The 12233-nt window shown below is 71.9% G+C and carries 9 protein-coding genes; 2 read left to right on the forward strand and 7 right to left on the reverse strand.

Features of this window, described 5'->3' with window-relative positions:
- The 3 genes from ABZ910_RS07675 to dxr form a co-directional block, all read right to left on the reverse strand.
- The coding region (locus ABZ910_RS07675) for a flavodoxin-dependent (E)-4-hydroxy-3-methylbut-2-enyl-diphosphate synthase (protein ID WP_361360638.1) at positions 1-599 on the reverse strand (599 nt) is incomplete at its 3' end.
- Between the two features lie 212 nt (positions 600-811).
- Positions 812-2119, reverse strand: a complete 1308-nt coding sequence (locus ABZ910_RS07680; protein WP_361360640.1) for a site-2 protease family protein — start codon at positions 2117-2119, stop codon at positions 812-814.
- Entirely contained in the window at positions 2116-3378 is a 1263-nt protein-coding gene (dxr, locus tag ABZ910_RS07685) for a 1-deoxy-D-xylulose-5-phosphate reductoisomerase (protein WP_361360641.1), read from the reverse strand. Before dxr ends, ABZ910_RS07680 begins: the two co-directional genes overlap by 4 nt.
- 123 nt (positions 3379-3501) lie before the next feature.
- Between dxr and ABZ910_RS07690 the strand changes: the two genes are divergently transcribed.
- Together ABZ910_RS07690 and ABZ910_RS07695 are read left to right on the forward strand one after the other, a co-directional pair.
- A complete protein-coding gene (locus ABZ910_RS07690; protein ID WP_361360643.1) occupies positions 3502-3711 on the forward strand; it encodes a type II toxin-antitoxin system VapB family antitoxin in 210 nt (69 codons plus the stop codon).
- Entirely contained in the window at positions 3708-4148 is a 441-nt protein-coding gene (locus ABZ910_RS07695; RefSeq protein WP_361360645.1) for a PIN domain nuclease, read from the forward strand. Before ABZ910_RS07690 ends, ABZ910_RS07695 begins: the two co-directional genes overlap by 4 nt.
- On the opposite strand, the gene ABZ910_RS07700 is transcribed toward ABZ910_RS07695, so the two are convergent.
- The 4 genes from ABZ910_RS07700 to ABZ910_RS07715 all read right to left on the reverse strand — a co-directional run bounded on the left by ABZ910_RS07700 (position 4141) and on the right by ABZ910_RS07715 (position 11910).
- Positions 4141-6072 carry an acyl-CoA dehydrogenase family protein gene (locus tag ABZ910_RS07700; protein WP_361360647.1) on the reverse strand — a complete coding sequence of 644 codons (1932 nt, stop codon included), beginning with the start codon at positions 6070-6072 and terminating at the stop codon, positions 4141-4143. The genes ABZ910_RS07695 and ABZ910_RS07700 overlap by 8 nt on opposite strands.
- A 201-nt stretch (positions 6073-6273) precedes the next feature.
- Positions 6274-7719: an aldehyde dehydrogenase family protein gene (locus tag ABZ910_RS07705; RefSeq protein ID WP_361360649.1), complete on the reverse strand. Its 1446-nt coding sequence runs from the start codon at positions 7717-7719 to the stop codon at positions 6274-6276.
- 174 nt (positions 7720-7893) lie between these two features.
- Positions 7894-9606 (reverse strand): PucR family transcriptional regulator, encoded by a 1713-nt coding sequence (locus ABZ910_RS07710; RefSeq protein WP_361360651.1) that lies wholly within the window; start codon positions 9604-9606, stop codon positions 7894-7896.
- 162 nt (positions 9607-9768) lie between these two features.
- Positions 9769-11910 carry an ATP-binding protein gene (locus ABZ910_RS07715; protein WP_361360652.1) on the reverse strand — a complete coding sequence of 714 codons (2142 nt, stop codon included), beginning with the start codon at positions 11908-11910 and terminating at the stop codon, positions 9769-9771.
- Positions 11911-12233 lie beyond the last annotated feature (323 nt).

Consider the following 12233-nt stretch of genomic DNA (forward strand, 5'->3'; position numbering starts at 1 on the left):
TCGATCATCACGACCGGGTCGTTGTGCTTGACCGAGATCTTGATGTCCCGGAAGTCGTGCTCCTCGAAGAGCGACGCCTCCCACAGGGCCGACTCGACCAGCGCCTCGGGGGTCGCCTTGCCGTACTTCTGCAGCAGACGCCGGTCGAGGGAGCCGGCGTTCACGCCGATGCGGATCGGGGTGCCGTGGTCCTTGGCGGCCCGCGCGATCTCCTTGACCTTGTCGTCGAACTGCTTGATGTTGCCGGGGTTCACCCGCACCGCCGCGCAACCGGCCTCGATGGCCGCGAAGACGTACTTCGGCTGGAAGTGGATGTCCGCGATCACCGGGATCTGCGACTTGCCGGCAATGGTCGCGAGGGCGTCGGCGTCGTCCTGCGTCGGGCAGGCCACGCGGACGATCTGGCAGCCGGACGCGGTCAGCTCGGCGATCTGCTGCAACGTGGCGCCGATGTCCGACGTACGGGTCGTCGTCATCGACTGGACCGAGACGGGCGCGTCCCCACCGACCGCGACGGTGCCGACCTGGATCTGCCGGCTCTTCCGGCGCTCGGCCAGCTTGGTCGGAACGGACGGCATGCCGAGAGAAATCGCAGTCATCTGCTGTGCAACCCCAAGTCGTGGATCAACAACCGGTCCCGGAACGGCGGGCTCCAGGCCTTGAGATTACGGTACCGGCCAAGGCCTGAGCACATCCCACCCGTAAACCCACTCAATGGAGCACGGCCCGGGACCGACTGTCCCAGGCCGCCTCGAATGCCCCACCGGCAGGAGATCTTCCCCGCGATCGTCAGACGGTCGCCGGGAGACCGCTAGGAGATTCTCACGGGGTTCACCACGTCCGCGATCAGCACGAGGACGGTGAAGCAGACGAAGACTCCGGCCACCACGTAGGCCACCGGCATCAGCTTCGCCACGTCGAACGGACCCGGGTCCGGACGGCGCATCACCCTCGCCAGGCTGCGCCGCAGCCACTCCCACAGCGCCCCCGCGATGTGCCCGCCGTCGAGCGGCAGCAGCGGAAGCATGTTGAAGAGGAACAGCGACAGGTTGAAGCCCGCCACCAGCATCAGCGCCATGCCCAGCTGCTGGGTCGGCGGGATGTGGAGCGTGAAGATCTCGCCGCCGACGCGAGCCGCGCCGACCACGCCCATGGGCGAGTCGGGGGCGCGCGGGGCCCCGTCGAAGGCCGCGTCCCACAGGCCGGGGACCTTGGCGGGCAGGGACGCGATCGAGTCGACGGCCTCGCCCACCCGGTCGGTCATCCACGTCACGGAGTCGCCGAAGTCCCGCCTGACGACGCCGGTGGCCGCACCGAATCCGAGGAAGCCCGCCTTGACGTACTCGCCCCGGACGTAGGCCCCGCTGGAGTCCTTCTTCGGGACCGTGTTGGTGGCGATCCTCGCGTGCAGGGTCAGGTCGTGGCCCTTGCGGTCGACGACGATCGGCACGTCCTTGCCGGCGCTGACGCGGATGCGGTCGGAGAGGGCGTTGTAGTCGTCCGTCGGCACCCCGCCGAAGGAGACGATCCTGTCTCCGGGCTTCAGGCCCGCGGCCGCGGCCGGGGAGGCGGGGTCGGACTTCTTGCAGGTGTCGCGCTTGCCGTCGGTCTGTGCGATGACGCACGGGGAGACCGAGCCGACGGTGGTGGTCTGCTGCTGGACGCCGAAGCCCATCAGCACGGTCAGGAACAGCGCCACCGCCAGGACCAGGTTCATGAACGGGCCCGCGAACATCACGATGACCCGCTTCCACGGCTTGCGCGTGTAGAAGAGGCGGGTCTCGTCGCCCGGCTGGAGCTCCTCGAAGGCGGCCGAGCGGGCGTCCTCGATCATGCCGCGCCAGGGCGACGTGGAGCGCGCGGTGATCCGGCCGTCCTCGCCCGGCGGGAACATGCCGATCATGCGGATGTAGCCGCCGGCCGGGATGGCCTTGATCCCGTACTCCGTCTCGCCCTTGTGCCGCGACCAGATGGTCGGGCCGAAGCCGACCATGTACTGCGGCACGCGGATGCCGAAGAGCTTGGCGGTGGACAGGTGCCCCAGCTCGTGCCAGGCGATCGAGACCAGCAGGCCGACCACGAAGAGCACTATGCCGAGGACCCACATCAAAGCTGTCATGCACGCGCCTCCGCGGTCGCCGTCCGGTCGGTCAGTTCCCGGGCCCGGGCCCTCGCCCAGGTCTCCGCTTCGAGGACGTCCGAGACGGTCAGCGAAGTTCCCGTACGGGGACTGCCGTGCTCCTCCACGACCCGGGTCACGGTCTCCATGATCCCGTCGAAGGGCAGCGCGCCCGCGCGGAACGCCTCCACGCACTCCTCGTTGGCCGCATTGAACACCGCCGGAGCCGTGCCCGCGAGCTGTCCGACGTGCCGGGCGAGGTTCACGGAGGGGAAGGCCTCGTTGTCGAGCGGGAAGAACTCCCACGTCGAGGCCTTGCTCCAGTCGAAGGCGGGCGCGGCGTCCGGGACGCGTTCGGGCCAGCCGAGACCGATGGCGATGGGGCCGCCCATGTCGGGGGGCGTCGCCTGGGCGAGCGTGGATCCGTCCGTGAACTCAACCATCGAGTGGACATACGACTGCGGGTGCACGACGACCTCAATGCGGTCGAAGGGAATGTCGTAGAGGAGGTGCGCCTCGATGACCTCCAGGCCCTTGTTGACCAGGGTCGCGGAGTTGATCGTGATCACCGGGCCCATGGCCCAGGTGGGGTGCGCGAGGGCGTCCTCGACGGTGACGTTCGCCAGCTCGGCCTTCGTACGGCCGCGGAAGGGGCCGCCGGAGGCGGTCACGACGAGCTTGCGCACATCGGCGCGGGTGCCGGCCGCGAGCGCCTGGAAGAGCGCCGCGTGCTCCGAGTCCACCGGGATGATCTGGCCCGGCTTCGCGAGCGCCTTGACCAGCGGGCCGCCGACGATGAGCGACTCCTTGTTGGCGAGCGCGAGGGTGCGGCCCGCCTCCAGGGCGGCGAGGGTCGGAGCGAGGCCGATGGAGCCGGTGATGCCGTTGAGGACGGTGTGGCAGTCGGAGGCGGCGACCTGCGAGGCCGCGTCCGGCCCGGCGAGGATCTCGGGAAGCGGCTCCCCGGCGCCGTACTCGGCCGCGAGCGCCTCGCGCAGCGCCGGTACGACGTCCTCGCGGGCGACCGCGACGGTTCGCACCCGCAGCCGGCGCGCCTGCTCGGCGAGCAGGGCGACCCGGCCGCCGTTGGCGGACAGGGCGGTGACCCGGAAGCGGTCGGGGTTGCGCAGCACGAGGTCGATGGCCTGGGTGCCGATGGACCCGGTGGAACCGAGGATCACCACGTCCTTGGGCCCGTCTCCCGCGACGGGGTCGTAGACGAGATGCGGGTCGGCGAGGGGTGCGGGACTGTCGCTCATTCCCCCATTGTGGCCGCAAGGCGAGGCCGGGAGGACAGCGCGTCCCTTTCGTGGGCGGTGGGTTGCTCCGCACGCTACTCTGGATATACGAGCAGATCCGCCAGATATACGGGAGCCTACGCCATGGCCAAGACTCTGATCGACATCGACGAGCAGCTGCTGGCGGACGCTGCCATAGCGTTCGGCACCAAGACGAAGAAGGACACGGTGACCGCAGCCCTCAAGGAGGGCGTCGAGCGCAAGAAGCGTGCCCTCGCGCTGGCCTGGCTGGCCGCGCGCGCCGACGAGGGTGACTTCGACATCCTCTTGGACAAGAAGAACTACCGTCGATGAACGCTGCCGAGTTCCTCATCGACACCAGTGCCCTCGTCCGGATCGTCAAGCAACCGGCCCTCTCACGCTGGGTGAAACCCCTGGAGGAGGGCCTCATCGCCCGCTGCCCGGTCACCGAGATCGAGTTCCTGTACAGCGCCAAGAACGCCGAGCACCGCGAGCAGATGCTCCAGCGCCTTGACACGCTGTTCGGCTGGACACCGCTGGACGACCGGGCCGTAACGCGCGCGTGGGCCGTACAGCAGGAACTCACCGCCAAGGGAAAGCACCGCTCGGCGGGCGCGGTCGACCTGCTCGTCGCCGCGACCGCCGAGCTCCAGGGCCTCACCGTGCTGCACTACGACAACGACTTCGAGACCATCGCGTCGGTCACCGGTCAGCGGACCCAGTGGCTGATGCCGCCGGGCAGGCCTGTAGCCGTCCAGGCGGTCACCTGATCGGGCGATGCACGTTCTCCTTCGTCGACGGTCCGGGGGTCGCGTCGGCGATCCACGGGCCGTCGCCCGACGGGTCGATGATCCCCTGCTCCAGCCACTCGTAGACGCCGCCGAGGACGCCCTTGACGACCTTGCGGTCCAGGTCGTCGGTGTTGTCCCACAGGCTCCGGAAGAGCTCGTCGACGCGGATGCGGGCCTGGTGGCAGAAGGCGTCGGCGAGCTGGTAGGCCTCGCGGCCGTGATCGCCCTGGCTGCGCAGCAGTTCGGCCCGCACGCAGGCCGCGCTCATCGCGAACAGTTCCGCCCCGATGTCCACGATCCGGCCGAGGAAGCCCTGCTTGGTCTCCATCCGGCCCTGCCAGCGGGACATGCCGTAGAAGGTGGAGCGGGCCAGCTTGCGGGCGTGCCGCTCGACGTAGCGCAGATGCGGGGAGAGGTCGACCCCGTGCTTGAACTCGCCGTACGAGGTGGGGAGTTGGCCGGGACCGGCCACCAGCTTCGGCAGCCACTTGGCGTAGAACCTGCCCGCGTCCGCGCCCGCCTTCGCCTTGTCCGACAGGGACTTGTCGGGGTCGATGAGGTCACCGGCGACGGCCAGGTGGGCGTCGACGGCCTCGCGCGCGATCAGCAGGTGCATGATCTCGGTGGAGCCCTCGAAGATGCGGTTGATGCGCAGGTCGCGCAGGATCTGCTCGGCCGGGACGGCGCGCTCGCCGCGGGCCGCCAGCGACGCGGCGGTCTCGAAGCCGCGGCCGCCGCGGATCTGGACGAGTTCGTCGGCCATCAGCCAGGCCATCTCGGAGCCGTACAGCTTGGCGAGGGCCGCCTCGATGCGGATGTCGTTGCGGTTCTCGTCGGCCATCTGGCTGGACAGGTCGAGTACGGCCTCCAGCGCGAAGGTCGTGGCCGCGATGAAGCTGATCTTCGAGCCGACCGCCTCGTGGAACGCGACGGGCTTGCCCCACTGCTCGCGGGCCGCCGACCACTCGCGGGCGATCTTCAGGCACCACTTGCCGGCCCCCGCGCACATCGCCGGCAGTGACAGCCGGCCGGTGTTGAGCGTGGTCAGCGCGATCTTCAGGCCGGCGCCCTCGGGGCCGATCCGGTTGGCGGCCGGGACGCGTACCTGGTGGAAGCGGGTGACGCCGTTCTCCAGGCCGCGCAGGCCCATGAACGCGTTGCGGTTCTCCACCGTCACGCCCTCGGAGCCGGCCTCCACGACGAACGCCGTGATGCCACCCTTGTGTCCCTCGGACTCGGGCACGCGTGCCATGACGACGAGGAGGTCGGCGACCACGCCGTTGGTGGTCCAGAGCTTCACGCCGTCGAGGATGTAGTCGTCGCCCTCGGGTACGGCGGAGGTGGCCAGGCGCGCCGGGTCGGAGCCGACGTCCGGCTCGGTCAGCAGGAACGCCGAGATGTCGGTGCGGGCGCAGCGCGGCAGGAAGGTGTCCTTCTGCTCCTGGGTGCCGAAGAGCTTCAGCGGCTGCGGGACGCCGATGGACTGGTGGGCCGAGAGCAGGGCGCCGATCGCCGGGTTCGCCGAACCGACCAGGGCGAGGGCCTTGTTGTAGTACACCTGGGTCAGGCCGAGGCCGCCGTACTTGGTGTCGATCTTCATGCCGAAGGCGCCGAGCTCCTTGAGCCCGTCCACGACCTCGTCGGGGATCTGCGCCTCGCGCTCGATGCGGGCCGAGTCGATCTTCGTCTCGCAGAAGTCGCGGAGTTTGGCGAGGAACTCCTCGCCGCGCTGGGCGTCCTCGTCGGCCGGGAGCGGATGGGGATGGATGAGGTCGAGCCGGAAGCGTCCGAGGAACAGCTCCTTGGCGAAACTGGGCTTGCGCCAGTCCTGTTCCCGGGCGGCCTCCGCCACCTGACGGGCCTCCCGCTCGGTGACGGTGGGTTTCGTGGAGGGGGCGGACATTGAGGCTCACCTCGCCGCGAATAGGGGTGTCGGGGACCGTTCGTTACCGACCGGTGCTACTGGATCGTTGGTACCCGAAACGGGCCGCTCCCACCAGTCCTCGCGCGGCCGTTGGGCCGAGGTTGTTGCCGAACGCGTCAGGCCCGGCACCGCAATGTGGCGGTGCCGGGCCCTTCGTCCATGCGGGTGAGAGCGGGTGCGTCAGAGGGCGAGACCCGTGAGGATCAGCACGCGCTCGTAGGTGTAGTCGTCCATCGCGAACTTGACGCCCTCGCGGCCGATGCCGGAGCGCTTGGCGCCGCCGTACGGCATCTGGTCGGCGCGGTAGGAGGGGACGTCACCGATGACGACGCCGCCGACCTCGAGCGCACGGTGGGCGCGGAAGGCGGTCTGCAGGTCGTGCGTGAAGACGCCCGCCTGGAGGCCGTACTTGGAGTCGTTGACGGTGGCGAAGGCCTCGGCCTCGCCATCCACCTTCTGCACGGTCAGGACGGGGCCGAAGATCTCCTCGGTGGCGAGGGTCGCACCGGCCGGTACGTCGGTCAGGACGGTCGGCGCGTACGAGGCGCCGTCGCGCTTGCCGCCGGTGAGCAGCTGGGCGCCCGCGGAGACGGCCTCGTCGACCCACGTCTCGACGCGCTGGGCGGCCGCCTCGCTGACCAGCGGGCCGACCTCGGTCGCGTCGTCGGAGGGGTCACCGGTCACCTGGGCCTCGACGGCGGCGACGATGCGCGGCAGGAGGCGGTCGTAGACGGAGGCGTCCGCGATGACCCGCTGCACGGAGATGCAGGACTGGCCGCCCTGGTAGTTCGAGAAGGTCGCGATGCGGGTCGCGGCCCAGTCGAGGTCGGCGTCGGAGGCGTAGTCCCCGAGGACGACGGCGGCGCCGTTGCCACCCAGCTCCAGCGTGCAGTGCTTGCCCGGCACCGACTCCATGATCGAGTAGCCGACCTGCTCGGAACCGGTGAAGGAGATGACCGGCAGACGCTCGTCCTGAACCAGGGCGGGCATGCGGTCGTTGGTGACCGGCAGGATGCTCCAGGAGCCGGCGGGCAGCTCGGTCTCGGCGAGGAACTCACCGAGGATCAGGCCGGACAGCGGGGTGGCCGGGGCGGGCTTGAGGATGATCGGCACGCCGGCGGCGATGGCCGGGGCGATCTTGTGGGCGCACAGGTTCAGCGGGAAGTTGAACGGCGCGATGCCGAGGACGACGCCCTTGGGGAAGCGACGCGTGACGGCGAGGCGGCCCTGGCCGCCGGCGTCGGTGTCGAGGCGCTGGGCCTCGCCGCCGTTGAAGCGGCGGGCCTCCTCGGCGGCGAAGCGGAACACGGAGACGGCACGGCCGACCTCGCCGCGGGCCCACTTGATCGGCTTGCCGTTCTCGGCGGAGATCAGCTGGGCGAGCTCCTCGGCGCGCTCGACCAGGCGCTTGCCGACGTGGTCGAGGGCGGCGGCACGGGCGTGGGCCGGCGTGGCGGCGAAGTCCTCGCGGACGGCGTACGCGGCGGCCACGGCCTCCTCGACCTGGGCGTCCGTCGGCACGCTGACCTTGCCGACGACACGGCCGTCCCACGGGGAGGTGACGTCGAAGCTGTCCTCGCCGGTGGCCTCGCGGCCGGCGAGCCAGAAGGCGTGGGTGGAAGTCATGTGCGAGTCCCGGCCCTTCCGCGTTGGGGATGTTCTTTCGGATTCGTTGTCCACGTTAGGGCGGCGGCGCGCGGACGTCGTTTGTCCGAGCCGTAGTGGTGGGGGTCGGGGATGCGCCGGATTGGCGGAGTAAGGAGGGAGGGGCGCACCTTACTTCCGCCCCCGCACCGGCGGTCAGTCCGCTGCCGTGGTCTTCAGGGCCAGCCAGAGGTCCATGCGGGCGTCCGGGTCGTCCAGGGAGCGGCCCAGGATTTCCTCGACCCTGCGCATGCGGTAGCGGAGCGTATGCCGGTGTACGCCCAGGTCCGCGGCCGCCGCGTCCCACTGGCCGTGCCGGGAGAGCCACGCCCGCAGGGAGGCGACCAGGTCGCCGCGGCCCGTGGCGTCGTGTGCGTACAGCGGACGCAGCAGGCTGTCCGCGAAGGCCCGCACCGCGTCGTCCGCGAGCAGCGGCAGCACCGATCCCGCCGCCAACTGGTCGTGCTCCACCAGGACCCGGCCCCGCCGCCGCGCCACCGACAGCGCCTGTTCGGCGTGCTTGTAGGCGGCGGCCGCGGCGATCGGGCCGGAGGGCGCCGACATGCCGACGACCAACTCGTCCTCGTCCCCGGCGGACTGCTCGGGTACGGCCCGTGCCGCCTCCAGCGCCGCCGCGTACTCGGCGCAGGCGGCCACGGCGGCGCCGCCGTCCGCGGCCAGCACCACCAGCCGTTCCCCCTCGGGTACGACCAGGACGGCCTCCCCGGAGCGTGCGGCCGCGGACTCCACGATCTCCGCGAGCCCGCCCAGCCGGTCGCCGCCTATGTCGGCCGCGACCAGCGCGGCGGCGGCGTTCGGCGGCGGAGTCGACTTCGTCCGGGCGGAGCCGGACGTGGGGGTGGACGTGTGGGCCGGCACGCGCGCGTGGGCGTGGGCGTCCGCGTGGACCCGCGCGGCCGACGCCGACACCGACTCGGCGACGATGATCCGGAAGGGAGCGTCGAGAAGTCCGCCGTACAGATCCCCCACGACGGCACGGGCATGGTCCGGCTCCCCGGCGAGCAGCATGCGCAACACCGCCGCGCCGACCCGCTGTTCGGCCGCGTACAGCGACCGCGACCGCTCGGTGGTGAGGGTGAGCAGGGCGATGGCGGAGTGCACGGCGTACCGTTCGGCGGTGCCGAGGGCGGCGGCCGTGCCCACGGCGAGCGCGGCCCGCGGGCGCCTGCCCGTGCCCAGGGAGTGCAGCTCGACCCGGTCCTCGCTCTCCGGTCCGACGACCACCGCCGAGGCGGGCGCGGGCCGTTGCCGCAGCCGCTCCACGTCCGAGGTGAGCCGTGCCGCCCGCCGCCCGGCCCACTCGGGTGCGGTGGCGACGATGGCGCCCGAGGCGTCGTACAGCGCCGCCCATCCGTCGACCTGCGTCGCGAGCGCGGCGAGCAGCCCCTCCGGGCCGGCGGTCAGCGCCTGCCTGGTCAGCTCCCGCTGCGCGGCGAACCCGGCGGTCACGGCCCGGTACTGGTCGGCGGCGATCGCGGCGGACACGGCCTTGCTGATCGCGAGGAACGGGGTACGGCGCGGCACCTCCAGGAGCGGCAGCCCCTCCTTCTCGGCCGCGTCCACGAGGGCCTCGGGAATCTCCTCGTAGTTGACGCCGACGGCGAAGCCGAGCCCGACGACACCGGCGCCGACCAGCCGCTTCACATACCGCAGCATCGCCTCCGGATCCTCCGCGTCCAGTTTCAGCGCGGTGATCAGCAGCAGCTCCCCGCCCTCCATGTAGGGCACGGGGTCGGCGAGTTCGCTGGCGTGCGCCCAGCGGACGGGAACGTCGAGGCGGTCCTCGCCCGCGCGCACGGTCAGTTTGAGCGCGGAGTGGTGGACGAGCGAGGCGAGCGTCGGGGGCATGAGGCCTTCAGGTCGGGCGAGTGTGAGGAGATCGGGTGATCATTGTGCTCTTTTGGCCGTCGCGTATGAACAGCCTATGCCGATTCTGCCTCACCGTACGGGCCCCTGGTGAACCTTGTGGAGAGGCCCGTCGCCCTCCCCCGAACCCCGCAGCTCAAGGCCTCAGTCCCGGGCCGCCTCACCCCGGAGGTCCACCAGCAGGGGCGGGGCGTGCTCTCCCGCGACCGTGGTCAGCGACAGCACCGCGTGCCCCGGCGGCACCCCGTGCGCCAGCTCGGAGGCGGACCAGCGCTCCCGCTCGACCTGCCGGACCGTGACCGCCCGCGCGGTCGGCGCCTTGCCGGTGATCACCCGGCGCAGCACGTGCACGGCCTTGCCCGCGGGCGTCTCGGCGATGATCTGCCGGTCCGTCACGTCCCGCGCCTCGGTCCACTCCTTGCCCCACACGTCGGCGAAGTCCTGCCCGTCCCACGGCGTGAGCCCGGACAGCGCCATCCGGCATCCGGTGGCCCCGAGCAGCGGACCGCGCAGCGGCCTGGGTACGTCGTCCAGGGTGCGCAGCGTGAGCACGGCACCGGCGCCCGCGGACCGCAGCCGCTGGATCGCGCGCACGGAGTGCGGGGTCACCACGCCCGTCGCGTCGTCCAGCAGCAGGCAGGCGAACAGCGACCGGTCCTCCCGTAGCGCGACGCTCGCCGTGAACTGGGCGAGCACCAGCCGCGCCAGGATGCGGGAGGCGTCCGCGTGACCGCGCTCGGGCAGGTCGATCCGGACGCGCACGGGATGGTCGAGCGCCGTGAGCGAGAAGGGCCGGGACTGCCCGGACGTGTCGAAGAAGCCCGCGAAGGCGGGCCGGTCCAGCAGCGCGATCCGGTCCGCGAGGACCGCACCGGCGTCGCCGGGATGCCCCATCTGCCGCTCGCGCGCGTCGAGTTCGCGCAGCAGCGACTCCCGCCCGGCGTCCTGGAGCGCCTTGCGCAGCGCGGCCAGCGAGCGGGGGGCGCCGTCGAGGAGCTGCCGCAGCTCGGGGACCGAGGGGAAGCGGTCGTGGACTGCCCGGAACGGCCCGAGCAGTTGGGCGAGGACGGTGGTGGAGCGGCGGCTGTCACTGCCGGGGTGCGGGTCGGCGAGGTCACCGGCGAGGGCCTCGGCGAGTATGGCCGCGGCCTCGTCCGGGTCGGTGGTGCCGCCGTACAGATCGAGGTCGTACACCGATTCGGGGTGGCCGATCCGTACGACGATGTCGTACGCGTCGGCCGGTCCGAGCCCGGCGCCGGCCGCGCCGACCACCACGACCGAGGCCCGCCCGGCGAGCGCGTGCAGGCACAGCGACTCGGCGAGCGGTCGCACGAGGGTGCCGGTCTTGCCGGAGCCGGCCGGTCCGACGGCGAGCAGCGAGGTGCCGAGCAGGTCCGGGCCGAGGGCGAGTCCGGTGCCGCGGTAGAGGTAGGGGTTGCGCGGGTCGTCGGCGGTGGCGCCGAGCCGCACCTGCCCGGTGACCAGGTCGTGCCGGGCGAACCTGGCCGGCAGGTCGCGCTCCCCGGAGGGATGCAGGCAGGCGGCGGCGCCGTCCTGGGAGACGGCGGCCGTGAACGCGGCGAGGCTGTGGCTGCCGCTTCGTACGCCCTGCCATGCGCGGGCGATCCGGGCGTGGTCGACGTCCCGCATCAGCCCGGCGCGGGCGTCGGAGGTGAGCCGGTCGGCGGCGGCGTCGGCTCCGGCGGCGCGCAGCTGGGGCCATACGGCGGGGTCGTGCTCGGGGGCGGGCGAAGCCTCGGCGACGGGGAGGGCGCGCCGCCAGGCGGTCGGGCCGTAGCGGCGCCAGACCTCGCCCCAGCGGCCGAGCCGGCCCACGACGAGCAGGAGGGCGACGGCGATCAGGGTGTAGTAGCCGTACCAGAGGAAGGCGTTGCCGACACGGTCGTTGCCCGTGCGCCAGGAGTCCGGCGTGAAGAGCTCCAGCGGCAGCACCCACCAGCTGCCCAGATAGCCGTTCCACAGCAGCGACCAGACGAGCCAGCCCACGAGGAAGGAGATCAGCGCGCCGCTCAGCAGCTGCCGTGCCGGGATCCGCTCGGGCTCCTCCTCCGGCCGCGGCCGGTGCCCGAACCGCCACACGCCGGGCGCGGCGTCCGGCCGGGGCGCCCTCAGCCACGTCAGGAAGGCCGAGCCGTCGGGCATCGGCGGTGCCCCGGGCGGCACGGCAGGGCGGGGCGGAACCGATCGCGCCTCCCGGGGCCCCGCCGGTCGCGGCACCGGACTCGCGTGTGTGCCCCGCGCGTCCCGCGTCCCGTCGCTGTCCATCGCCGTTGCCCCCTGACCAGCCGCTCCGTGCACCTTCAGCGAGCCAATCTAGTGCCCCCGCAAAGGGAGTTCACCGCTTACGCGGCCGGGAGAACCGAACCGGGACCCTCCGGACATCGTGCGGGCGAGGTGCCGCGGCGGTGCTCGCGCAACCCCTCTCGCTATGTCCACGACGGACAACCGCGCGCCCTGACAACACCCACATGGAGCATGCCCACCGCTCATCGGCGGCCATAGCCTGCGAAGAAAGAAGGCAAGCGTCCGAAAAAGCACCGCCCGGCACCCCCCGAACCTCTCGGAACCGTCCGGAACGCAAGATCATC

The sequence above is a fragment of the Streptomyces sp. NPDC046805 genome, assembly GCF_040645355.1.
In the GTDB taxonomy this organism is placed as follows: domain Bacteria; phylum Actinomycetota; class Actinomycetes; order Streptomycetales; family Streptomycetaceae; genus Streptomyces.

Coding starts and splice junctions, on each gene's coding strand:
- ABZ910_RS07715 (WP_361360652.1), bottom strand. CDS start 11,910: ATGGACAGCGACGGGACGCGGGACGCGCGGGGCACACACGCGAGTCCG.
- ABZ910_RS07690 (WP_361360643.1), top strand. CDS start 3,502: ATGGCCAAGACTCTGATCGACATCGACGAGCAGCTGCTGGCGGACGCT.
- ABZ910_RS07680 (WP_361360640.1), bottom strand. CDS start 2,119: ATGACAGCTTTGATGTGGGTCCTCGGCATAGTGCTCTTCGTGGTCGGC.
- ABZ910_RS07710 (WP_361360651.1), bottom strand. CDS start 9,606: ATGCCCCCGACGCTCGCCTCGCTCGTCCACCACTCCGCGCTCAAACTG.
- dxr (WP_361360641.1), bottom strand. CDS start 3,378: ATGAGCGACAGTCCCGCACCCCTCGCCGACCCGCATCTCGTCTACGAC.
- ABZ910_RS07705 (WP_361360649.1), bottom strand. CDS start 7,719: ATGACTTCCACCCACGCCTTCTGGCTCGCCGGCCGCGAGGCCACCGGC.
- ABZ910_RS07700 (WP_361360647.1), bottom strand. CDS start 6,072: ATGTCCGCCCCCTCCACGAAACCCACCGTCACCGAGCGGGAGGCCCGT.
- ABZ910_RS07695 (WP_361360645.1), top strand. CDS start 3,708: ATGAACGCTGCCGAGTTCCTCATCGACACCAGTGCCCTCGTCCGGATC.